The 22,592-nt window shown below is 62.5% G+C and carries 19 protein-coding genes and 1 pseudogene; 1 reads left to right on the forward strand and 19 read right to left on the reverse strand.

What is annotated here, in order from left to right; genetic code table 11:
* Window positions 1-27 precede the first annotated feature (27 nt).
* Window positions 28-4,896, reverse strand: coding sequence for a M10 family metallopeptidase C-terminal domain-containing protein (locus ACOZK4_RS02950; RefSeq protein WP_421590347.1), 4,869 nt, complete (start codon window positions 4,894-4,896; stop codon window positions 28-30).
* 398 nt (window positions 4,897-5,294) lie between these two features.
* On the opposite strand from ACOZK4_RS02950, the pseudogene ACOZK4_RS02955 reads away from it, so the two are divergent.
* A pseudogene (locus tag ACOZK4_RS02955) lies at window positions 5,295-5,563 on the forward strand (FAD-dependent oxidoreductase); the annotation flags it as partial.
* Between the two features lie 30 nt (window positions 5,564-5,593).
* Here ACOZK4_RS02955 and ACOZK4_RS02960 read toward each other — a convergent pair.
* The 18 genes from ACOZK4_RS02960 to ACOZK4_RS03045 form a co-directional block, all read right to left on the reverse strand.
* On the reverse strand, window positions 5,594-6,358 hold the full coding sequence (locus ACOZK4_RS02960) for an SDR family NAD(P)-dependent oxidoreductase (protein ID WP_421590348.1): 765 nt from the start codon (window positions 6,356-6,358) through the stop codon (window positions 5,594-5,596).
* Window positions 6,359-6,378: 20 nt separating this feature from the next.
* Entirely contained in the window at window positions 6,379-6,963 is a 585-nt protein-coding gene (locus tag ACOZK4_RS02965) for a helix-turn-helix domain-containing protein (protein ID WP_421590349.1), read from the reverse strand.
* Between the two features lie 119 nt (window positions 6,964-7,082).
* Complete coding sequence (locus ACOZK4_RS02970) at window positions 7,083-7,850, reverse strand: SDR family NAD(P)-dependent oxidoreductase (RefSeq protein ID WP_421590350.1); 768 nt, start codon at window positions 7,848-7,850, stop codon at window positions 7,083-7,085.
* Between the two features lie 21 nt (window positions 7,851-7,871).
* On the reverse strand, window positions 7,872-8,573 hold the full coding sequence (locus ACOZK4_RS02975; protein ID WP_421590352.1) for an ABC transporter ATP-binding protein: 702 nt from the start codon (window positions 8,571-8,573) through the stop codon (window positions 7,872-7,874).
* Window positions 8,512-9,336 carry an ABC transporter ATP-binding protein gene (locus ACOZK4_RS02980; protein WP_264222795.1) on the reverse strand — a complete coding sequence of 275 codons (825 nt, stop codon included), beginning with the start codon at window positions 9,334-9,336 and terminating at the stop codon, window positions 8,512-8,514. The genes ACOZK4_RS02975 and ACOZK4_RS02980 overlap by 62 nt, the downstream gene beginning before the upstream one ends.
* On the reverse strand, window positions 9,312-10,307 hold the full coding sequence (locus ACOZK4_RS02985; protein WP_421590353.1) for a branched-chain amino acid ABC transporter permease: 996 nt from the start codon (window positions 10,305-10,307) through the stop codon (window positions 9,312-9,314). Before ACOZK4_RS02985 ends, ACOZK4_RS02980 begins: the two co-directional genes overlap by 25 nt.
* Window positions 10,308-10,310: 3 nt before the next feature.
* The gene (locus ACOZK4_RS02990) at window positions 10,311-11,261 is read right to left on the reverse strand and encodes a branched-chain amino acid ABC transporter permease (protein WP_421590355.1); all 951 of its coding nucleotides are present in this window, start codon (window positions 11,259-11,261) and stop codon (window positions 10,311-10,313) included.
* 68 nt (window positions 11,262-11,329) lie between these two features.
* Window positions 11,330-12,448 carry a branched-chain amino acid ABC transporter substrate-binding protein gene (locus ACOZK4_RS02995; RefSeq protein ID WP_421590356.1) on the reverse strand — a complete coding sequence of 373 codons (1,119 nt, stop codon included), beginning with the start codon at window positions 12,446-12,448 and terminating at the stop codon, window positions 11,330-11,332.
* A gap of 134 nt (window positions 12,449-12,582) precedes the next feature.
* Window positions 12,583-13,344 carry an SDR family NAD(P)-dependent oxidoreductase gene (locus ACOZK4_RS03000; protein WP_421590358.1) on the reverse strand — a complete coding sequence of 254 codons (762 nt, stop codon included), beginning with the start codon at window positions 13,342-13,344 and terminating at the stop codon, window positions 12,583-12,585.
* Between the two features lie 54 nt (window positions 13,345-13,398).
* The gene (locus ACOZK4_RS03005; RefSeq protein ID WP_421590359.1) at window positions 13,399-14,094 is read right to left on the reverse strand and encodes an acetoacetate decarboxylase family protein; all 696 of its coding nucleotides are present in this window, start codon (window positions 14,092-14,094) and stop codon (window positions 13,399-13,401) included.
* Between the two features lie 87 nt (window positions 14,095-14,181).
* Complete coding sequence (locus ACOZK4_RS03010; RefSeq protein ID WP_421590361.1) at window positions 14,182-15,615, reverse strand: NAD-dependent succinate-semialdehyde dehydrogenase; 1,434 nt, start codon at window positions 15,613-15,615, stop codon at window positions 14,182-14,184.
* 25 nt (window positions 15,616-15,640) lie between these two features.
* On the reverse strand, window positions 15,641-16,744 hold the full coding sequence (locus ACOZK4_RS03015; protein WP_421590362.1) for a Zn-dependent alcohol dehydrogenase: 1,104 nt from the start codon (window positions 16,742-16,744) through the stop codon (window positions 15,641-15,643).
* A 52-nt stretch (window positions 16,745-16,796) separates the two neighbouring features.
* Entirely contained in the window at window positions 16,797-18,323 is a 1,527-nt protein-coding gene (locus ACOZK4_RS03020) for an AMP-binding protein (RefSeq protein ID WP_421590363.1), read from the reverse strand.
* 51 nt (window positions 18,324-18,374) lie between these two features.
* Window positions 18,375-19,148: an enoyl-CoA hydratase/isomerase family protein gene (locus tag ACOZK4_RS03025; RefSeq protein WP_421590364.1), complete on the reverse strand. Its 774-nt coding sequence runs from the start codon at window positions 19,146-19,148 to the stop codon at window positions 18,375-18,377.
* Window positions 19,149-19,280: 132 nt separating this feature from the next.
* On the reverse strand, window positions 19,281-20,120 hold the full coding sequence (locus ACOZK4_RS03030) for an IclR family transcriptional regulator (RefSeq protein ID WP_421590366.1): 840 nt from the start codon (window positions 20,118-20,120) through the stop codon (window positions 19,281-19,283).
* Between the two features lie 75 nt (window positions 20,121-20,195).
* Entirely contained in the window at window positions 20,196-20,891 is a 696-nt protein-coding gene (locus ACOZK4_RS03035) for a GntR family transcriptional regulator (RefSeq protein WP_421590367.1), read from the reverse strand.
* A gap of 26 nt (window positions 20,892-20,917) precedes the next feature.
* The gene (locus ACOZK4_RS03040) at window positions 20,918-21,667 is read right to left on the reverse strand and encodes an amino acid ABC transporter ATP-binding protein (RefSeq protein WP_421590368.1); all 750 of its coding nucleotides are present in this window, start codon (window positions 21,665-21,667) and stop codon (window positions 20,918-20,920) included.
* Between the two features lies 1 nt (window position 21,668).
* Window positions 21,669-22,592: amino acid ABC transporter permease (locus tag ACOZK4_RS03045; protein WP_421590370.1), on the reverse strand; the 924-nt coding region annotated here is incomplete at its 5' end.

A 22,592-nucleotide genomic window follows, 5' to 3' on the forward strand; every position in this document is an offset into this window, starting at 1 on the left:
ACCTGACAGGGTCTTATTTCGCACCGCTTACAAAAGGAAATCATCTGTCTTTAGATTAAGTGCAACGTCGATATGCAGGACGAAATCAGCTTTGCCGTTGCCATCGATATCTCCATAGACATAGGTGTCAGCCTTCGTCTTTTCGTAGCGGAGTTCGCCGGCGGCATTTGAGAACTTGGCTGCGCCGATGAAGTTGAAGGCCTGGTCTCCCGCCTTGTTCAGGTTCGCATCGATCGCGGTAAAATCGATCAAATCCTTCTCCTTCTGCGAGAAATCGAAGAGCGTGTCCGTCACCGTTTTTGATGTTCCGAGTTCCTTGACCGATCGGAAGACGAATCGATCGCTGCCCGTGCCACCATAGAGGTCGTCGAAGCCGAGCCCGCCGACGAGCCGGTCATTTCCCGCCCCGCCCGAAAGCACATCATCGCCCGCGCCGCCATCGATGACATTGGCCTTGGTATCACCCGTGAGGCGGTCAGCATAAGAGGAGCCTGTCAGGTTCTCGATGGACGAGTAGGTGTCGCCCTTGGCGTCGCCCGTGTTGACGGAGGGTTTGGCGAGGCTTGCCACGACCCCCGCCTTTGCGCCGGCATAGGAAGCGGTGTCGAGGCCATTGCCGCCAAGGAGACGGTCGGCGCCGGCCCCGCCGATCAGCACGTCATTGCCGTCGCCGCCTTCCAGGATGTCGTTGCCGGCATAGCCATGGAGCGTGTCGTTGCCGGCAAGCCCGACGATCCGATCCATGCCGATACCGCCCTTGAGCACCTCGCCCTTCGCCGTACCCGTGATCGTTTCCAGAATATCCGTAACCGTGATGGTGAAAACCTTCGTCACCTTGTGCAGGCCGTCGAAGACCTCGATCGTCACCGTGTCTTTCTGCACCTTCTCGTAATCTATCGCCTTTGCCGTCACCAGCTTGGAGCCCGAAAGCTTGAAGAGGCCACCTGCCGTATCGAGAAGCTTGTAGCTCAGCGCCTTGCCGTCCGGATCTTTCGACGCAAAGGTTCCGACAAGGGTTCCGGTCGCGACGTTCTCCTTGACGGCAGTGCCTGAGAGCGTAGGCACCGTGGGCGCCTCGTTGACATCTTTCACGCTCACCGCGAGCGCCTGCGTATCGATCAGCCTCCCGTCGCTGACCTGCACGATGAGGTCATAGACATTGTTCTTTCCGCTGTCCTTCGGGGTCTCATAGTCGGGCGCGGCCTTGAAGACGAGCGCACCGGTTCGGGCATCGATGGTGAAGAACGCCTTGTCCGCGCCGCCGACGATGGAATAGGTGAGCGTTGCCGCCTCCTTGTCCGTTGCCCGAACGGTCGTGACGGCCTTCGTGTTTTCAGCAATTGTTATTGACGCAGTCACACCGCCACCGTTGGAAGTGATGACGGGGTTGTAATTCGCCGTATGGGTGACGAGATCGTAGGTGAGGTTGGAGAAGGTGACGGTCGTCAGCCCCGTGATGCCATCGACACCGGCGGCGACGAACGCTTTAAGCTCGGTATAGGTCAGCGCCTTCAACTCATTCGCGGTCATATCGATTTCGACACGATCCACGCCGGCGGCATGCAATGCGCTGCCCGTTGCCTTGGAGAGCGTTTTTGCCTCGGCATAGCTGATCTTTACCGTCACGGTATCGGCGGCCGTGAAACCGATGCCGGCGCTGACATAAGTCTGAGCGGCGGCAAGCGTCAGGGTGAGCTTGTTGTCGGAGGCATCGATCCGGTCGACATGAATGGCCGCCAGCCCGATGAGATCGAGCGTATCCGGGTCGCTCAAGCTCGCCGAGGATGCGGTGACGACAATGGTGTCCGCTGCGGCGAAGACGATTTCCGAGGCCGCAAACTGGTTTGCCTGCGCAAGGGTGAGCGTCACGGCGCCGTTGGTGACATCGACTTCGCTGACGCTCCTGCCTGCGAGATTGGCGATGTTGGCAAGTGACAGACCCGCAATGACGCTGCCGCTATCGACCAGCCGTAAACCATCGACCCCCATCTCACGATAGCTGGAAACGTCCTGGAAGCTGAGCGAAAGAAGGTTTGCAGCGGTATCGGCGATACGGGCAGTGAAGTCCGAATCCAGCGACAAGCCCGCGCTTCTGACCCTCTCCGCCGTTGCGACGGCGAGGTCCAGACTGGACTGTGTCGTGGTAATTGCAGCAACGCCGAACGCCTTCGCCAGGGCAAGATCACTGGCACTCGTTGCTGAAAGCGATGCGGCCGTTACGCCCATGACGACCCGGTCGTCGCTGGCGAAGTGCGCATCCGCCGCCGCATAGGCCTTGATCGCGGCAAGCGAAAGCACGACCTTGTTGTCGGTCACGTCGAGTATCGTGATGCCAAGGGCGGAAAGCCCGGCGATCCCATCGGCTGCGAGTGCGGCGAAATTGGCACCGGCATCGTGGACCGAAATGATCCCGTTGAGGGATTGTACGTCGATACCGTGCTCCGCATAGGCAGTGAATTGCGAGACGGTGAGCGCCAGGGCCTGCTCGACGACCACCTTGGAAACGCCGACCGCCGCGAGATCTGCAATGTCGCCGGCACTGAGGCTGGACAGCGCCGCGACACCGTCGGAGAGATGAACCAGTTCATCCGCGGCGAAGCTGATCCCACCGGCAGCGAAAGCCTTCACCTGCGCCAGGGAGAGAACGGCCGGTTCCGTTTCCGCGGCGTTGGTATCGATTTTCGTGATACCCCATTCGGCCAGTTCGGCGATTTCCGCCACGGTCAGATTGACGATGTTGAACTTGTAGTCGGTCAGCGTCAGCACATCCGATGCCGCAAAGCGCACGCCGATACTGTCGAGATAGCGGTATCCAACCAGGCCGAGGGTGATCTCATTCTCTGTGAGGTCGATGATCTTCATGCCGAAGGCGACCAGCGCGTTGATATTGCTAATCAGCGCTACGAGCTCAAGGAATGTCATCTCGACCGTCGCCACATCACCGCTGGCCAGCGTGATGCCTGCGTCGAGATAGGCCATGGCCTGATCCAGGGACAGCGTGATCTTGTTATCACTGACCTCGAGACTGGTCACGCCGAGCGTCTTCAGCGCGACGATATCGGTGACCGATAGCGCTTCAATCCCGTGTCCCGTGTCCATCAGCGTGACGGAGCCCGCCCCGGTGATCTTGAACCCCTCCATCGCACGCATTTCGGTGAGAATGGCCTTCGAAAGCCTGACGTCGCCGCCGTCGCTGACCTTGAAGGTTTGCACGCCAAGCTCGGCAAAGTTCGCAATATCTGCAAGCATCAAGCCGTTGACGGCGCTGGCGGTACCCTTTAGCGACACCTTTTCCGTGTCGTGCGCAAGCCGCAGGGACAGCACGCTGGATCCATTCGAAGAGTCGGAAAGCCAGGTGATGAGAATATCCGCATTTGCCAGCACGGTTATGCTGGGTTCCCGCTGCGCGTTCGATTCCGTTCCGACCCGGATGGCATTGCCGATCTTCCCGCCGTCCCGACCGAATATCTGAAAATAGGCGTGGCTCTCGCCACTGTCGGAGTTTGTCGCCCATGCCACGGCGAAGCCGCCATCCGGCAATGCGGTGATTTTCGGTGCATACATGTCGTCCGGCGTCGGCGCAGCAACGGTGAGTTCGCCGCCCACCGGATTTCCCTGCGCGTCATATTTCTGCGCATGAAGTGAAGTGACGGAGGTTGCCGGTTTGAAGGAAAGCCAGGTTGCGACGAAACCGCCATCCGCCGTGGCGGCGATCGATATGTCGGCCTGGCGGTCCGTGGTGTCGGTGTTGGCCGTCTGCGTGTCGCCGATCCTGTTGCCTTGATCGTCGAACATCTGCCAGCGCACATCGCCACTCTGCCCGATGGCCGCATCCTCCCAGGTCCAGGCAAGGACGAAGCGGCCGCCCGACAGGGCGGTGACCTCGGGATAATAGCCTTTTTCGGAGCCCGCGGTGACAAGGGAGCCGACGATGGTTCCGTCGGCCGCGACGATACGGGCCTCGACCCCGAGATCCTCGGTCATCCAGGTGAAGACGAAACTGCCGTTGGAGAGCGCTTTGACGCTGAAAGACCGCATGCCCTCTTCATAGAGATGCGCGCCGAGCGTGAGTTCACCGCCGACAGGTTGGCCATTGGCCCCGAAAACCTGGGCCGTGGCGCTCCAAAGATTGGAACCGTAGGATAACCACGTAACGGCGTAACCGCCGCCGGCCAAGGCCACGATCGTTGGATGCTGCTGCTCGCCTGTTATCTGCGTGTTGACCAGCGTCTCGCCGCCCAAACGGTTGCCGTCGGCATCGAAGCGCTGCAGATAGACACCCGCGCCGTTGGAATCGCGCCCTTGCCAGGCAACGACGAAGCCGCCATCCGACAATGCGGTGATCGTCGGATCGGTTTGCTGACGGGTGACATCGGCATGTACCGTGAAGTCGCCGCCGCGCTTGTTGCCATCCGTGTCGAAAAGCTGGACGTGGACGTCGCCCTGATTGGCGGAAGAGCGCCACGTGACGACATAGCCTTCGTTTGCGAGTACCACCACCGACTGGTCTGCCTTGGGATAGAAGGAGCCGATGTTGTTGACGAGCGTTGCCGCTTCCTGCGTCGAAGTCACGCTTTCATAGCGGGTGGTGACTGAAAGACCGCCATTGGCGATGGCGTTGATTTGCGAAAGGTCGAGTTCGAGGCCGCGGTCTGTCGCCACAAGAGACGCGGCCCCCATGGTTGCAAGTGAAGCGATGCCGTTGGCATCGACCGCCTCTATGTTTTCCGCCGCATCAAGGATGGTTATGGCGTCGCCTGCTGCGAAATGCACGCCCGCCGCAACGAGCTGCGCTGCCTCAGCCACCGTCAGTAAAGCTTTGTTGTCACCCAGATCGATTTCCTGCGACGGCAGGCCAGATTGGATCTTGGACTGGATTTCGGCAAACGTGCTCATGTCGGCGCTTCCTGGGATTCGTATCGAATGCGCGGCACGGGCACTTACAGGCCACGCCGCATCGAAGGCCGACGTCGCTGTCGCGTCGCCGCCTGGAGAGTGGGATCTTTCTGTCCGGGGTCCGAATGACGAGGCCATGCTTTGCCTGCAGACATTCGGAGGTCTGTTTCACATCAGCAATGCAACGGCGGCGCCCGAAGGCGGTAAATAACTGATTTCATGGAATGTCCTCAGAACCTGCTTCCTCATAGCCAGTGGAGAGGGGCAGGATCAACACAAGAACCGGCGCACGAGCGGATGAACCCAAAATTGATTCACATTCCGATAGAAACAGAGTTCATGGTGCGAGAACGCATGACAATTCGACCTTGGCACGGAAAGACGAATTTGATCCCACGATGCTGGACGAGCGGGCAGTATCGTTTGCGATCGACCATTGCGTCATCGGCGGGGTGTCGTGGGCTTGGCAAAAGCCATGCGGCTGCTCGAAACCTATACCGGCAGCAGCCTTCTCCTCCTCGAAAGGGAAGATGCGCTCGGCCGGCACCAGACCGGCCACAACAGCGGCGTCATCCATGGCGGCATCTATTATCCGACCCGCAGCCTGAAGGCGGAACCATGTTGCAAGGGTGCGCGAGCCACCGAGGCGTTCTGCCCGGAAAACGGTTCCGCTTCGAGGTCTATGGAGCGCCCTTCCTCACTTTGCGAGATATCCGCCGTCAGCTTCAAAGCATGCGCCGGTGACGAAGGACGCGGCATCGGAGAGCAGGAAGAGAATGACATTGGTGATCTCGTCCGGCTGCCCGACCCGCTGCATCGGATGAAGGGCGGCTGCGGCGTTGCGCTTTTCGTCGCTCAGATGGCCGAGCAACGGCGTGTCGATGAAGCCCGGCGCGACGGCGTTGATGCGGATGCCTTGTGCTGCATGGTCGAGCGCAGCCGCCTTGGTGAGGCCGATCACGCCATGCTTGGCGGCGGTATAGGCCGGCTGGCCAGGAAAACCGCGAAACCCCATGATGGAAGAGACATTGACGATGGATCCGCTGCCACGCGCCAGCATGGCCGGAACCTGGTGCCGGACGGCGTTGAACACGCCCGTCAGGTTGACCGCGATGATCCTGTCCCATTGCTCAGACGGATAAGACGCCGTTTCGCAGCGCGGCAGGTCGATGCCGGCGGAATTGACGGCGAGATCGAGGCCACCGAAATGATCGGCACCACGCGTGACTGCCTCTTCCACGCTGCCGATCGCCGTGACGTCGACTTCGACCGCCAGCACGTTCTCCGGTGCGAGTGTTTCGGCAAGAGCGTCAAGACGTATCTTGTCCCGATCGGCGAGAACGAGCTTTGCACCGAGATCGGCTAGTCTGCGGGCGGTTGCAGCGCCGATGCCCGAAGCAGCGCCGGAAACGAAGGCGACCTTGCCCGAAAATGCCGCGGGGTCGAAAATGGAAGATGCCATGCGTGCCCGCCTGCCGTGATCTACTTGTAAACGCCGACCCAGATGATGATGGTCGGTTCGGTCTTCGAGGGATTGTGGGAGCGATAGGTCGACGCGCGGTCGAAGCGGTAGCTGTCCCCCTCGAAGAGTTCGAACTTTTCCTCGTCGACCCAGAGCTCCAGGCGCCCCTTGAGGATGTAGCCGTATTCGGCGCCTGCCGTCGGCACGTTCTTGGGTTCCGTTTCAAGACCGGGTTCGAAGGTCGACATCATGAATTCGACATCGGAATCGAGTTGCGGCGTCAGGAGTTCGGTTCGCGCGCCCCGATGCAGCATGAAGCGACGTTGCCCGCTGCGAACGACGACATCCTTTTCGCGTTCGGCCTCCGGCTGCTTCTCTTCCAGATCGACGAACCAGCTCATCGGCACGCCGAAGATCGTACAGGCCGCGTAGAGATCCTTCAGCGTCGGTTGCGACAGGCCGCGTTCGAGCTGGCTGACATAGCCCGTCGAGCGATTCAGCCCTTCGGCAAGCTGCTGGATGGTGATGCGCCGCGAGCGTCGGAGCTCACGCAGCGTCTTGCCCACATGATCGGGCGTCGGGGCTTCGAAAACAGAATTGGACATCGAGCATAACCTGATAAATTCACTTGAATGATGGAATTGATCAAACACTTCATCGAAGTCAACGCCAGCCTTAGATTGCAATAACCGCCGCGCCGGTTGTCCCCATCTACCGGTTCATTTCAGCCAAACGTTCCCGCCGTGGTGCCGCCATCCAGCATATAGACCATGCCGTTGGCATAACTCGCCTGCGGCGACAGCAGATGGCCGATGGCATCGGCCACTTCGTCCGGCCGGGCAAAACGGCCGAGCGGCACGCGGCGCTCGTAAAAGGCGCGGTCGTAGCCGCCGCCGCTTTCCTTAAGGAGACCGTCGGCCATGGGCGTGTCGACGAAGCTCGGGCAGACGACATTGCTGCGCAGGCCCTGGGGGCCATGGTCGAGCGCCATGCAGCGGATCAGGCCAACCACGCCATGCTTGGATGCGCTGTAGGCGGCATAACCGCGTGAGCCGCGCACGCCCGAGTCCGAACTGACCGCGACAAAGGCGGAGGACGGGTTGCGCAACAGGTGCGGAACCGCATGCCGCGCCAAAAGGAACGGGCCTGTGAGGTTCACGGCCAGCGTGATCTCCCAGGTCTCGTCGGTCAGCGTCGTGACGTCGCCTTTCCGCGCGACACCGGCTGCGGCGACCACGCCGGAGAGAAAACCGTGTGTTTCGATGGCTCGACCCACCGCAGCGGCGACGTCGGCATCGGAGGTGGCGTCACCCGCCACCGCGACCACCGCCGCACCTTGGCTCCGGCAGGCACTTGCCACCTCCGCCATTGCCGACGCATTGCGGTCGAACAGGGTGAGCGCAGCGCCGCCTTTCGCAAGGCAAAGCGCAGTTGCCCGCCCGATCCCGGAGGCCGCGCCGGAGATCAGGATGGATGTCTCGGCTTTAGACATGTTTCCTCCGTATATCGCCAGTCAGGCGCCGAGATAGGCGGCCTTGAGATCGGGATCGTTGAGCACGTTGTTTGCGCCCCCCTCCACCGAGCAGCGGCCGGCATCGATCACATAGGCATAGTCGGCGATTTCCAGCGCCACTGCCGCGTTTTGCTCGACGACGATGAGGCTGATGCCGGACTTCGACAGCGTGATGATGATCTCGAAGATCTGGTTGATGATTTTTGGCGCAAGCCCGAGCGACGGCTCGTCCAGCATCAGGAGTTCGGGCGTCGCCATCAGCGAGCGGCCGATCGCCAGCATCTGCTGCTGGCCGCCGCTCATGCGGCTTGCCAGCGAATGACGCCGCTCCTTGAGGATCGGGAACATGTCATAGACCTGGGTCCGAATCTCGTCGAAGCTGCGCCCGCGGCCGGGAATGTAGCCTGCCAGCAGGTTCTCCTCGACCGTCAGCCGCTGAAGAATCTGGCGACCCTCGGGGCAATGGGCGAGACCCAGGCGGGTGATCTCTTCCGGCGGCAGGCCTTTGATCGGCCGGCCCTTGAATTCGATCTCGCCGGAAAAGATCTGCGTCAGGCCGGAAATCGAGCGTAGCGTCGATGTCTTGCCCGCGCCGTTCGCGCCGATGATCGTGACGATCTCGCCGGCGCGGACTTCCAGATCAATGCCGAACAATACCTGCGTTCGCCCGTAGCCCGCCTTGAGCCCGGCGACTTTGAGCAAGCTTGCGGATGTCGTCGAGTTCTTCCGTGGTTCCAAGATAGGCCTCCTGCACTCTTTCGTTCGTGCGCACCAGATCCGGCGTGCCGGAGCAAAGCAGCTCGCCATAGTTCAAGACGTCGATCCGGTCGGAAATGGACATCACCATGTCCATGTCGTGCTCGACGAGGATGATCGCGCGGTCTTCACGTTTCAGGCCGGCGATCATCGCCGCCATGTCCTTTGTTTCGGTATGGTTGAGACCGGCCGCCGGCTCGTCGAGCAGCACGATCGGGGCTTGCGTGACGAAGGCGCGCGCCAGTTCCAGGATCTTCTGGCGTCCGTACGGCAGGTCGCCTGCCAGAACATCCGCCACGTCCGACAGATGGAATTCAGCGAGGCAGGCATGGCAGATCTCGAGCCGCTCGGCCTTGCTCAGCCGTTTCGCACCGGTAAGGAAGGTCAGCCACGACTGCGGGAAGAAGCAGACCTCGAGATTTTCCAGAACCGTCATGCCGTCGAAGAGGCGGAGGTTCTGGTAGGTGCGCGACACGCCGAGCTGGGCGATGCGGTGCTTGGGCAACCGGTTAAGCGCCGTCGCACCGAGCCGGATCGTGCCTGACGTCACCGAGTAGGAGCCGGCGATCATGTTGACGACGGTCGATTTGCCGGCACCGTTCGGCCCGATGATCGAGTAGATCGAACCGACGTCAAAGGACAGCGACAGGTTCCTGATCGCAACCAGTGAGCCGAAATGCTTGCTTACGTTTTCGAGGGCGAGAGCCATAGGGTCCGGACCTTTCGAATGATGAAGCCGAGGTTGAAGCGGGGGGAAACGAGGCCGCCGGGGCGAAGCACGATGACGGTCACAAGGACGACGCCGTAGATCAAAAGGCGGTATTGCGCGGCGAAATGCAGGACTTCCGGCAGGATCACGAGCACGACTGCCCCCGCGATGACGCCGACGATATTGCCGACGCCACCGATGATGATGATCAGGACGACGAGCAGCGATTCCTGGAAGGTGAAGCTTTCCGGGCTGACGAAGCGCTGGAACGAGCCGAAGATCACCCCGCCTGCCCCGCCGATCGCCGCACTGAGCGCGAAGGCCAGCAGTTTCAGCGTCGTCGTGTTGATGCCGAGACCACGCACCACATCCTGGTCCTCGCGCAGCGCCCGCCAGGCTTTGCCGAGGATCGAGCGTTCCATGTAGTAAACGCCGGCGCAGACGATGACGGTCAGCACGAGCAGCAGCCAGTAGAAATGCACCGGGCTGGTCAGCGGCAGGCCGAAGAGGTTCGCCCTGTCGAGGCCGGCAATGCCCTGCGGACCATTGGTCAGCTCATCGGCATTGTTGATGGCGATGCGGATGATTTCACCGAAAGAGAGCGTGACGATGGCGAGATAGTCGCCGCGCAGCTTCAGCACCGGGAAACCGAGGAGGACCCCCGCTATGGCACCGGCCGCCGCCCCTATGAACAGGATGACAATGAACGGCAGGTGGATGTCGAATTGCCCGCTGGCGAGCAGGGCATAGGCATAGGCGCCCACCGCGTAGAAGGCGATGAAGCCGAGATCCAGCAGACCCGCATAGCCGACCACGAGGTTCAGGCCGACGGCGAGGATGATGTAGATCAGGATACTGTCCACGACGCGGACGTAATAGGACGGAAGGTACGGCACCAGCGCCAGCAGAACCACGCAAAGCGCGAGAACTGCGAGAAGGCCGAGCCGCCGGGCGATCACCGAATTCCCCATGGGTCAGTAATCCTTCTTTGCGACGGTCGTTTCTTCCGAGACGGTCTCGCCGAGCAGGCCGGCGGGCTTGAACAGAAGAACGAGGATGAGGACGGCGAAGGCGAAGACATCGCGATATTCGGTGCCGATATAGCCGAAGGAGAGGATCGGCAGGAAGGCCGTGCCGAAGGTCTCGATCGCGCCGAGCAGGAAGCCGCCAAGCATGGCACCCGGAATGGAGCCGATGCCGCCGAGGATGGCCGCCGTGAAGGCCTTCAGGCCGATGACGGAGCCCATGGTCGGCTGCATGATGCCGTAATAGGAGGCGTACATGATGCCCGCCATGGCGCCCAGCCCGGGGCCGATGAAGAAGACGAGGCTGACAGCTCGGTTGACGCGGATGCCGAGCAGGCTCGACGTGGTCCAGCTTTCCGACGCCGCGCGGATCCAGATCCCGAGGCGCGTGCCGTTGACGAAGAGCGTCAAGCCCACCATCAGCAGGACAGCGGCAGCGAGGATGCCAAGCTGCACCGTCGTCACCATGCCGCCGAACGCGTCGATCGGCGTGCTCGGCACGATCGCCGGGAAATGCACCGGCTGCGGGCCGACCGTCACACGCACCGCGCTCTGCAGCACGATGGACATGCCGAGCGCACTCAGCATCGGCGCAAGGCGGCCATAGGCGCGCAGCGGCCGGTAGGCAAAGCGCTCGATCGCCACGCCCAGCAGGCCGACGATCACGAAGCTCGCGACGATGGCGATGGCGGAGTCCAGCACCGGAGCCAGGCCACCGAGACCGAGGAGACCGCTGAAGAGGAACGTGTAGATATACGGCCCGAGCATGAAGAACTCGCCGTGGGCGAAGTTGATCAGCCGCATCACGCCATAGACCATCGTGTAGCCGAGGGCGATCAATCCGTAGATCGCACCGATAGCGAGCGCGAAGATCAGCTGTTGAAGAAAATAGTCGAACAAGGGAATCGCCTTTGTGACGACGGGCCGGCACGGACTGCGCCGGCCCCGTTGAACAAATGTCCGGCTGATTACTGCTTGATCAGCTCGAACTTGCCGTCCTTGACAACGTAGAGGTACATCGGCGCGGTGGTGTTTTCACCATTCTCATCGAAGGCGACCGGGCCGAGCAGAGTTTCGACCGTCACACCATGCAGCTGGGCGAGAACGCCTTCGCGGTCAAGGCTTTCGGCCTTTTCGACTGCAGCGGCCATCACCTGCGCGTTGGCGAAGCCAAGCGAGGCATAGGGACCGGGTGCGCGGCCGAAGCGGGCCTGATGGCGATCGGAGAAATCCTTCAGTTCCGGCGAGGAATCATAGGGCGGAAGCTGGAAGGTCATGAGCGCGCCCTCGGCGGAGGCCGCACCGACCTGCGTGATGAAATCGACGGTGAAGCCGATATCGGGGCCGATGAACTGGGCCTTCAGGCCCTGCTCGCGCATCTGCTTGAGGAACAGAGCAAGCTGCGGCATGCCGGCACCCATATAGACGACGTCGGGGTTTTCCAGCTTGATCGAGGCGATGAGCGCCGAGAAATCGACGTCCTCGGGGTTCGTGCCGTAGGTGCCCGAGACCTTGCCGCCACCGGCTTCGAAATTGTCCTTGAACACGCCGGCAATACCCTGGCCGAAGACGGTCTTGTCATGCACGAGCACGGCATTCTTCAAGCCGAGCTTTTCGGTGACGTATTTCGCCGGCAACGCGCCCTGCACGAAGTCGTTGGCAACGGGGCGCACGACGGTCTTGAAGCCCATGCGCATGAGTTCCGGGTTCGTGGCGGGCACGACCTGCGGCATGCCGCATTCCGAGTAGATGTCGAGGGCCGGCATGGTGACGCCGCTGTTCATGTGGCCGATGACGCCGATGACGGCGCTGTCGTCGCAGAACTGCTGGGCGACGAGCGTGCCCTGGCGCGGGTCGGCGCGGTCGTCGAGCGGGCGGAAGACAATCTTGTTGCCCTTGATGCCGCCCTTCTCGTTCAGCTGGTCGAAATAGAGCTGGGCGCCGTCGATCTGCGACTGGCCGAACTCGGCCTGCGCGCCGGACATCGGCGCACTGCCGCCCAGCACGATATCATCCGCCAGCACCGGCATGGCGCCGGAGGCGAAGAGGAGGGCTGCGGCAGAAAGAAGTGTACGGGTTCTGTTCATTTTGGTTCCCCTTTTGCTCGTTGAGATTCGTTGCACGGAACTCCCGTCCGGGCAACGCATGCGTGAAATTATTAGCTACATTCTTCACGATAGTGACCAGGCGCACGACTACCTGAAGTTTCCCGTCGCCCTCCTCATTTCGCGAGATAACCGCCGTCCACCGCCAACACATGGCCGGTGGTCATTGCCGAGGCCGGTCCGGCCAGGAAAATCATGGCGGAGGCCACTTCGTCCGGTTCGGCCAGGCGCTTCAGCGGCGTCAGGCTGCGAATCTTTTCCATCTGCGCGCCGTCGATCATCAAATGATCGATGAGCGGCGTACGGACCCAGGTCGGCGCCACCGCATTGACGCGAATGTCGTTGTCGGCCCATTCGACGGCCAGCGTCCGGGTGAGGTTCACCACGCCGGCCTTGGTCGACTGGTAGGAGACGTTCGGATGGAGACCGCCGCCCGAAAAGCTCATGATCGACGCCGTGTTGATCACCACGCCGGGAATGCCGCGGGCAATCCAGGAGCGGGCAGCCGTCCGCGAGCACAGGAACATGCCCGTCAGGTTGACCGAGACGACGCTGTTCCAGTCCTCGATCGCAAGTTCGGTCGAAGGCCGGCGGATCGAGATGCCCGCATTGTTGACGAGGATGTCGAGGCCGCCGGCTTCCTGTTCCGCCGCAGCGAAAACAGCGAGAACGTCGGCCTCTTCGGTGACGTCGAGGGCGAAGGCCGTCGCCGCACCGCCGGCCTCCCGCACCTCCCGGCAGACGGCTTCCGCCGCCGTCCGATCCCTGTCGAGAACCACCACATGCGCCCCGAAAGCAGCGAACATCAGCGCCGCAGCGCGGCCGATGCCTCCACCGCCGCCGGTGATGAAGACCCGCTTTTCATCGAGTCTGAACATCTTTTCGGGCGCATTTGCACACATCATGTGTACGGTTCCCTGTTAAATCCCGCCTCAGCCGACGATCTTGCCGAAGCCAAGGACGAAGTTGGCGACGATCATTTCCGCGCCGACGATCTCGCGGATCTGGAAATCGGAGAACGGATCGCTGGCGCTGCCGCCGACCTTGATCTCGGCCGTGCCGAGAGCGTGGCGAAGCGTTTCCGACTGCCCCAGCGAGTTCTCGATGATCTGCGTTTCGACCGCCGCACTTTCCGGCGACGGAATGATGCGGGTCTGGAAACGCGGATGAAGAGCCGGCTTCTCGAAGGCCGGGCCATCGGCCTTGAAGTCGATCTCGATCAGCGAGGTGCCGCGGCGCGAGAGCTTGGCCGTGACTGCCGTATCGCTCGCCTTCCACGCCACTTCGCCCATCTTCTTCGGATAGCCCCAGACCTCGCGGCCGACCGCCATGGAGTCGTCATTGGTGACGATCTCGTACAGCACGTGACCGCCCGGGCGACCCTGGTAGCTCATCGGCACGACGATGCCGCCTTCCGCATAGGACCCAAGCGCGCCACCGGCCGGCACGTCCATGATGAAGAATTCGATCACGTCGCCCCGGACGTCGAACTGCGCCGGTAGAGCCGCGCGGATCGCCGCTTCGTCAACGCGGCAGAACACGCTGACCTTGCTGAAGGCTTTGTAGTCGAAGGGCGGCGCCTGATAGAGGGGCGCGCGCTGCGGGAGGGCATAGGCGTTCTGGGACATGGCGGAGAGGGTCTTTCCTGTGCGTTCACTTCAATGTCGAATTCACACTAATGAAAAAATGAAGTCAAGATTTCATTTTGATGATTTTCACAAATTCGTTTGTGAAACGAACTTGACCGTCTGGAACGTCTCCAGCGCCTCGGGACCGCCCTCGGAGCCGTAACCGGAATCCTTCACGCCATTGAAGGGAACCTCCGCATAGGCAAGGCCGTAATCGTTGATCGAAAGCATGCCCGTTTCAATGTCTTCGGCGAAACGCTGCGCATGTCTCTGGGACCGTGTGAAGGCATAAGCAGCCAGGCCGAACGGCAGCCGGTTCGCCTCGTCGATCGCCGCATCCACCGCCGCGAAACGGTTGACGATCGCGACAGGCCCGAACGGCTCCTCGTTCATGATCGCAGCGTCCAGCGGCACGTCTGCCAGCACCGTCGGCTCGAAGAAGAAGCCGGCATTGCCGATGCGGTTGCCGCCGGTCAGCAGGCGGCCGCCCTTTGCGACGGCATCGCCGATCAGCCGGTCCATCGCGTCGAGCCGGCGGGCATTCGCCATCGGCCCCATGTCTATGCCGTCGGAAAGCCCATCCCCTACCCTCACGGCCTTGGCCGCATTGACGAAATCTTCGAGAACATTGTCGAAGACAGGCTCTTCCACGAGCACGCGCGTCGGCGCGATGCAGACCTGACCGGCATTGTGGAACTTGTGGCCGGCCAGCATCGAAACGGCGGACGAAAGGTCCGCATCGGCGCAGACGATGTACGGTGCATGGCCGCCGAGCTCCATCGTCACCCGCTTCATGTGGGCGCCGGCGAGCGCGGTCAGATGTTTGCCGACCGGCGTCGAGCCGGTGAAGGACACCTTGCGGATCACCGGATGCGGAATGAGATATTCGGAAATGTCCGACGGCACGCCGTAAAGCAGGTTGATCGCGCCTTCCGGGAAACCGGCATCGGCAAAGGCGCGGACCATGGCCGCACAGGAGGCCGGGGCCTCTTCGGCGGCCTTCAGGATGACGGTACAGCCGGCGGCAAGGGCCGCGCAGATCTTGCGGATCGCCTGGGCGACCGGATAGTTCCAGGGCGTGAACGCGGCGACGACGCCGATCGGCTCCTTCATGACCATTTGCTGCACGCCGGGCTTGCGCGCCGGGATGATGCGGCCGTAGGAGCGAATGGCCTCTTCCGCGAACCAGCGGATGACATCATCGGCATTGCGCAGTTCCGAGCGGGCTTCGGCGAGAGGCTTACCCTGCTCCATGGTCAGGATGGGCGCGATGTCCTCGATGCGGGCGCGCAGATTGTCGGCGGCTGCATGCAGCAGTTTTGCACGCTCGCGCGCCGTCGTCTTGCGCCACTGTTCGAAGGCTTTGGCGGCGGCGGCAAGCGCGCGATCCATGTCTGCGGTCGTCGCTTTCGCAACGCGGCCGATTTCACCGCCGGTCGCCGGATTGAGCACCGCGAGCGTTTCGCCGTCCGTGCCGTTCGTCCATTCGCCGGCGATGAAGAGTTGGGTATCGGGATACATGATCTGTCTCGTTCGATTTCGTCGGTCAGCGGTCAAAGCACACGAGCGTGCGGGCAAGAACGCCCTGCTCCAGCCAGCGGAAGGCCTCATTGATCTGTTCCAGCGGCACGCGTGCGCCGACCTGGCGGTCGAGGTCAAAACGGCCCGCCCGGTAGAGGCCGAGGATGCGTTCGAAATCACGCTCCGGAACCCCGCCGCCATAGTTGCTGCCGATGATGCGCTTCTGGGTATTGGGCAAGGTCGAGGCCGGCAGGGAGACCATCTCGCCCTTCGCCGCGATGCCGACGGAAATCACCGAACCGCCGAGCCGAACGCTGTCATAGGCAAGCGCGATGGCTGCCGGCCGTCCGGTGCAGTCGATGATGCTGTCGGGTCCGCGGCCACGGCTCAGCGCCTTCAGTTCCGCGGTGACATCCTGCGTTGCCGAATTCAGGAAGTGCGTCGCGCCGAACGAGCGGGCGACCGCCTCCTTGTCCGGATTGATATCGATGGCAACGACCGCTTCTGCGCCAGCGACCGACGCCGCATGGATGGCGTTGATGCCAACACCACCGACACCGATGACGCCGACGATCTCGCCAGGCTCGACGCGCGCATCGTTCACCACGGCACCGAAACCCGTCGTCACCGCGCAGCCGACGAGGGCTGCGACCTCGAAGGGAATGTCATCCTCGATCTTGGAGCAGCCCGCTTCCGGCACGACCGCAAGCTCCGCAAAACTCGAGACGCAAGTGAAATGATTGACCGGCTTCTGCGCGCTGCCAAGCCGGCGGGCACCCTTCCAGAGCGTGTTGCCGCCTGCAGCCTCGCCATAAGTATCGCACATGGTCGGCAGGCGCTTGTGGCAATAGAAGCATTCGCCGCAATTGGGCGCCCAGGAGAGGATGACGTGATCGCCCTTCTTCACCTTCGACACCGCCGAACCGGTGCGCTCGACAATGCCGGCCGCTTCATGGCCGAGGATAACCGGCAGCTTGGGGCGCGACTTGCCCTTTGCGGCGCTGAGATCGCTGTGGCAGACGCCGGTCGCGATGATGCGCACCAGCACTTCGCGATCGCCGGGATCGGCGATCGGCACATCCTCGATGACGAGATCTTCGTTGAACGTGTAGAGAACGGCGGCCTTCATTCTGACTGTCTCCCCTTGGGGTATGCGGTTTCGTGCGTATCGGGACCGGACCTTATCGGCCGGTGCGCTGCTGCCTGTCCCAGCTGCCTTCGACGGATGCGGGCAGCCGGTGTTTCATGATGCGCTGGCTCGGCGTGCGCTCGAAATCCTCGACTACGGCGAGGTAGCGCGGGTTCTGGAACGGCGCCAGACGCTGGGCAAGCCAGTCGGAGAAAGTCGGATAATCGATGGCGGCCCCTTCCTTCGGCTTGATGAACAGCTTGATCTCCTGTTCACCGACCTCGGCCTTGACGCCGATCAGCGCGCAGTCCTCGACCATCGGATGGCTGCCGGCGACATGCTCTACCTCGAAGGCCGAGACGTTCTCGCCCTTTACCCGCACGCTGTCCGTCAGGCGGCCGAGGAAATAGAGGTTGCCGTCTGCATCGATCATGCCGAGGTCGCCGGTGTGGAAACCGTCCGGCCGCAGCGCCTTGGCGGTCGCCTCCTCGTTGCGGAAATAGCCGGCGAAGACCGCGCCCGCCTGACGCGGATGGACGACGATCTCGCCATGCACGCCCGCCGCCACGGGCGCACCCTGTTCGTCGAGAATCTCGACGGAAAGCCACGGCACGGGCGTGCCGACCGAGCCGAGCACGCCCGCCGCGTTGAATGTGGTGATGCTGGAGGATTCCGTCATGCCGTAGCATTCGCGCAGCGGCGTGCCGAAGCGCTCCTCGAAGGCGCGCCAGATATCGCGCGGGCACCCGCCGCCCCAGGCGACGCGAACCTTGTGGTCACGATCGCGCACGCTCTCCGGCTGTTTCAGGAGGATTTGCAACACGCCGCCAAGATAGTGGATCTGCGTCGCGCCGCAATCGCGCACCTGATCCCAGAAACGGCTGGCGCTGAAGCGCTGCACCATGGACAACGTGACCTCGCGCAGCAGCGGGATCGGGATGAGCTGCGCACCGCCGATGTGATAGAGCGGCTCCCAGACGAAGAAGACATCGCCATCGCGCGCATCCGAGCAGAGCATCGCACCCTCCGCCGCATAGCGCAGCATGCGATGGGTGACGCGCACCCCCTTCGGACGGCCGGTCGTGCCGGACGTATAGTTCAGCGCGAAGAGGTCATCGGCAGACGGCAGCGGCTCGACGAAGGCATGATCGCCGCTGGCAAGCTGGTCGAGCGACTCGGTGTCGCCCGCCTCCGCGACGAGCTGGAACACCGAGGTGTCGGCACCGCACTCCGAAATATTCTGGAAAAGATCGCGATCGGCGAAGACGACGCGCGGATCGCAATGTTCCAGGATGTATTTCAATCCATCGCCGCGCAGCTGCACATTCACCGGCACCCACACGGCGCCGCACTTGGCGATGGCGAACAGCACGGCGAGGCTGTCGGGACTGTTGCGCAGCATGAGCGCGACGCGATCGCCCTTCTCGACGCCGAGGCGACGAAGCGCGACCGCAACACTGTCCGACTTGCGGTGCAGATCGGCAAAGGTGATCGGTTCGCCGTCAAACGTCGCATAGATGGCATCGGGCGAGGCCATGGCCCGGGCTGGCAGGCGAGAAATGAAACCTTGGTCTTCCACGCTACAATCCTGAAAAGTCATTGATCTTGAAAAGCGGAGGGCAGGCGCGGCTCAGCCGGACTTCGCCTTGGATTTGGCTGCGAGGAACTGTTCCATCATGCGGTTGGGCTCGCCATCGCCATAAGCGATACGCTGGTTGCGCACGCCGGCTGCAAGCGCGTCGCGGAAACGGGCCTCGGTGACTTCGCGGAAGCGCTGCTTGTTGAGCTTCATGGCAAGCCGCGGCTTGGCGGCAAGCTGTTCGCCAAGTGCCAGCGATGCTTCAAGCACCTCCTCGCGCGGGACGATCCGGTTGATGAGACCGATGGCGACGCATTCCGCCGCCTCCATCATGCGGCCGCTGAGGGTCAGGTCGGTAGTGCGCGCAAGCCCGATCATTTCCATCATGATCCACGGGCCGGTCGTGCTGGCGATGCCGGAATTGATTTCCGGCTGCCCCATCTTCACGCCATCATGGCCGATGCGGAAATCGCCGAGCAGGGTCACCTGGAAGGCCGAGCCGGCTGCCAGGCCGTTCAGCGCCATGATCAACGGCTTGGAGAGGCTGCGGATACGATCGTAGAGCCGTTCCCATTCGCCGATCCAGAGCTCCGCGCGATCGGGGTCGAAGGTCTTGGTCTCGTTGAGATCCTGCCCTGCGCCAAAGGCGCGCTCGCCTGCCCCGGTGATGATGATCGCGCCGACGGCGGCGTCTTCTTCGGCCGCCTCCAGCGCCACCATGAGATCAAGACGCATCTGGGAATGCCAGGCATTGAGAACCTCGGGACGGTTCAGCGTGATCACGCGGCAGGCGCCACGCTGCTCTGTCAGAATGAAATTTGTCATGTGATCCATCGTATTATATTGTGATACACAGTATCGTATTTCAATACATGAAATTGTCAACGGCCTTTTTCACGGCGCAAAAAATCGTTCACCGGCAGGCCGGCGAAGGCTTAAAAGTCGTCTTTGAAGACGTCAGAAGGTGGAGGATGCCTGCGAGATCGAACGCGTGGCGGCGACGACGAGGGGCGCGAAGGTCTCTTCCGCCTTTTCGGGCGTGTAGCGCGCGTTGGAAACGCCGATATTGACGGCGGCAACCGGACGGCCGGTCTGATCGAGCACTGCGGCGGCGACCGAGAGATCGCCGGGGAAGAATTCGCCCCAGGTCGTGGCATAGCCGGCATTGCGTGCGGCATCCAGCCGCTCGACCAGAGCATCGACGGTGTGCACCGTCTGCGGCGTGAAGGCCTGCAAGGGCGACCGCTCGATGAGCGACAGGGCTTCCGCGGCCGGCAGTCGGGAGAGGATCGCCCGGCCCGGCGCCGTGCAGAAGGCGGGCATGCGGGTGCCCACCACGACATCAGTGTTCAGCATGTGCCGGCTCATGAAACGGGCGGCGAAAACGATCTCTGTTCCGTCAGGCAATGTCAGGTTCACCGCCTCCTCCGTCTCGCGGCTGAGATGGAGAAGATAGGGCATCGCCTGGTTGACCAGCGGATTGGCGGTGATGAAATGGCGCGCCATTTCGAGGCTGCGCAGGCTGAGCTCGAAACGCTTCGTCACCGGGTCCTTTTGCAGGTAGCCGAGTTTGTTCAGCGTATGGGTAAAGCGTTGCGCGGCACTCTTGTCGAGGCCAACATTCGCGCCGATCTGCGCAAGGCTGAGGCTCCGGTTGGTACCGTCGAAGGCCTCCAGGACCCGGAACGCCTTTTCCACCGACCGCACCATCAGCGGATCGGTATCGTCGGCACTCTTCGGGTCATCGGAGGACAAGTTCGTCACCTTGGCAATCGCTTCGTCGCCACGGGGCGGCATCGCAGAACCTGTCTCGTGTAACCCGGCCTCCCGGTATCGGCAAGCCCGCCGGATTTCAACAGGTCGCCCGCCAGATCAGGCGGAGCCCTTGAAGAGCAGGTCGCGCACGCGGTCGGAATCGTGTGCAACGTGCTGGCGCATCAGGGCGCGGGCTCTTTCGCTGTCTGCGGAGAGGATGGCGTTGGCCAGCGGACGGTGATCCACCGCTTCCGGCACCGGCGCCGGGGCGCTCTGATTGCAGAAATACCAGAGCCGGAGGGCGAGGTTGAAATTCTGCGTCAGCATGGCCGCCAGATAATCGTTGCGTGCCATCCGGTAAATGCGCCGATGCAGCTCGGCATCGCCGGCGATCTGCAGGGAGATGTCGGTCTCTTCGACAAGCCTGTCGGCCAGTTTGGCGAGCGCCTGCCGCTCCTGCGGTGTGGCGCGCATCGCCGCCAAAGCTGCCGCCAGCCCCTCGATTTCCAGCCGTATCTCCTTGATCGACTGCTGGTCGCGCAGGCCGATATCGGCGGCGAAGATGCCCCGGCGCGGATAGATGACCACAAGGTTCTCGCCTTCCAGCCGCCGCAGCGCCTCGCGGATCGGCGCGAGGCCGATCTCCAGTTCCACCGTGAGTTCACGCTCGTTGAGGGGTTGCAGCGGCTGATAGTGCAGGCGAACAAGGCGGTCGAGCAGAATGCCATAGACCTTGTCGCTGAAACGTTCTTCCGATTTCGCCGCCTTCTCGCTGCCGGAAAGCATGGCCGCGCCGGCCGCGATCGTCACCATCTTACCTCCTTCATATGCCTGCACCTTCAAAGCCGCCCCGCGGCGGTCACCCGCCGCAGGAAGGACTGGGTCGCCGCCTCGCGCGGGGTTGAAAACACCTGTTCGGGCGGCCCTTCCTCCAGAATCCTGCCAGCATAGAGAAAGCACACTTTATCGGAGATTTCCCGCGCAAAACTCATCTCATGCGTGGTGAGTAGCATCGTCATGCCCTGCTTTGCCAGATCGCGCACCAGGTCGAGCACTTCCATCACCAGTTCAGGATCGAGCGCCGAGGTGATCTCGTCGAGCAGCAGCACGTCCGGCTGCATGATCATGGTGCGGGCGATGGCGACGCGCTGCTGCTGGCCACCGGAAAGCTGGTCGGGAAAGGCACCCGCCTTGTCGCGCATACCGACGCGCTCCAGCATGGCGAGCGCCCGCGCCTCCGCCTCCTCCCGGCCGCAAGAACCGGTGGTGACCAGCGCGACGGTGCAATTGCCGAGCACCGACATATGCGGAAAGAGATTATAGCTCTGGAAGACCATGCCGATGCGGCGACGCAGCGCCACATGGTTGATGCCGAGGCCGGAAATCACCTCGCCGTCCAACCGGATCTGCCCTTCCTGGATATCCTCCAGTCCGTTGAGGCAGCGCAGCAACGTCGATTTTCCCGATCCGGACGCGCCGATCAGCGACACGACCGAATGGCGCTGGATATCGAGGTCGATGCCGTCGATGACGCGGAATTTGCCGTAGGACTTGCCGATGCCCTTGAGTTCGATGAGCGGCTTTTCCATCTCAGCGGCCCTCCTTGCTGTCGGCGCGAGCGACGAGATAGTCGACAAGCCGGGTCTGAGGAATGGTGATGGCGATGAACAGGATGCAGACGACCGTGACGGACGACAGATTGTAATAGTTCGCCGAATAGATCTTGGCCTGGGTGAAGGCATCGACGATGCCGACGATGTTGACCAGCGCCGTATCCTTCTGGAGCGCGATGAAATTGCCGAGCATGGGGCCTGCGATGCGACGCATCGCCTGCGGCAGCACGATGAGGCGCAGCACCGCGCCGGGCGGGATGCCGAGCGACTGGGCAGCGGAAATCTGGCTGTGATGGATGCCCTTGAGGCCGGCGCGGAACTGTTCGCCATTATAGGCCGCATAGGTGAGCGACAGCGCGACGATGGCATAGAGCATCGGATCGCCATTGCTGAGAACGGGAATGCCCATCAGTGGTACGCCGAAGCAGACGAGATAGATGATGACGATGGCCGGCAGGCTGCGGAAGATATCGACGTAGAAGACGCAGACGGCGCGCACCAGCACGAAACTCGATCCCTGCAGGGAACGCCCGATCGCCAGCATCAGACCGAGCAGCATGGACAGGACCTGGGCGGCGACAGCGATCGAGATGTTGGTGCCGAAGGCCTTGGTGATGTCGATCAGGCTGGCGAGGATGACGTCGCCGCGCAGGAAGGTCTTGTAGACCACCGCGTCGTTGATGGTGAGGAACGTCGCGATGGCGAGGACGGGCAGCAGAAAGCCGCCGACGCCCATCGCCGTGAAGGCATGGTGGCGCGCATGGGCGGCCGCCACGCGGGCGGCGACCGGATCGCCGGCCGCCCAAGCCTTATCGGACCGGCTGCGGGCGGCAAGCGCCCGGCGGATCGGCACGGCCAGCACGAGCGCGATGCAAAGCGCTGCCAGCGCCGCGCCCGGCAG

Source organism: Shinella sp. M27 (genome assembly GCF_049199905.1).
Classification (GTDB): domain Bacteria; phylum Pseudomonadota; class Alphaproteobacteria; order Rhizobiales; family Rhizobiaceae; genus Shinella.

What these genes read in the sequence shown, in the direction of transcription:
- ACOZK4_RS02950 (WP_421590347.1), bottom strand. Translation starts at nt 4,896, where the DNA reads ATGAGCACGTTTGCCGAAATCCAGTCCAAGATCCAATCTGGCCTGCCG.
- ACOZK4_RS02960 (WP_421590348.1), bottom strand. Translation starts at nt 6,358, where the DNA reads ATGGCATCTTCCATTTTCGACCCCGCGGCATTTTCGGGCAAGGTCGCC.
- ACOZK4_RS02965 (WP_421590349.1), bottom strand. Translation starts at nt 6,963, where the DNA reads ATGTCCAATTCTGTTTTCGAAGCCCCGACGCCCGATCATGTGGGCAAG.
- ACOZK4_RS02970 (WP_421590350.1), bottom strand. Translation starts at nt 7,850, where the DNA reads ATGTCTAAAGCCGAGACATCCATCCTGATCTCCGGCGCGGCCTCCGGG.
- ACOZK4_RS02980 (WP_264222795.1), bottom strand. Translation starts at nt 9,336, where the DNA reads ATGGCTCTCGCCCTCGAAAACGTAAGCAAGCATTTCGGCTCACTGGTT.
- ACOZK4_RS02985 (WP_421590353.1), bottom strand. Translation starts at nt 10,307, where the DNA reads ATGGGGAATTCGGTGATCGCCCGGCGGCTCGGCCTTCTCGCAGTTCTC.
- ACOZK4_RS02995 (WP_421590356.1), bottom strand. Translation starts at nt 12,448, where the DNA reads ATGAACAGAACCCGTACACTTCTTTCTGCCGCAGCCCTCCTCTTCGCC.
- ACOZK4_RS03000 (WP_421590358.1), bottom strand. Translation starts at nt 13,344, where the DNA reads ATGTTCAGACTCGATGAAAAGCGGGTCTTCATCACCGGCGGCGGTGGA.
- ACOZK4_RS03005 (WP_421590359.1), bottom strand. Translation starts at nt 14,094, where the DNA reads ATGTCCCAGAACGCCTATGCCCTCCCGCAGCGCGCGCCCCTCTATCAG.
- ACOZK4_RS03010 (WP_421590361.1), bottom strand. Translation starts at nt 15,615, where the DNA reads ATGTATCCCGATACCCAACTCTTCATCGCCGGCGAATGGACGAACGGC.
- ACOZK4_RS03015 (WP_421590362.1), bottom strand. Translation starts at nt 16,744, where the DNA reads ATGAAGGCCGCCGTTCTCTACACGTTCAACGAAGATCTCGTCATCGAG.
- ACOZK4_RS03025 (WP_421590364.1), bottom strand. Translation starts at nt 19,148, where the DNA reads ATGACAAATTTCATTCTGACAGAGCAGCGTGGCGCCTGCCGCGTGATC.
- ACOZK4_RS03030 (WP_421590366.1), bottom strand. Translation starts at nt 20,120, where the DNA reads ATGCCGCCCCGTGGCGACGAAGCGATTGCCAAGGTGACGAACTTGTCC.
- ACOZK4_RS03035 (WP_421590367.1), bottom strand. Translation starts at nt 20,891, where the DNA reads ATGGTGACGATCGCGGCCGGCGCGGCCATGCTTTCCGGCAGCGAGAAG.
- ACOZK4_RS03040 (WP_421590368.1), bottom strand. Translation starts at nt 21,667, where the DNA reads ATGGAAAAGCCGCTCATCGAACTCAAGGGCATCGGCAAGTCCTACGGC.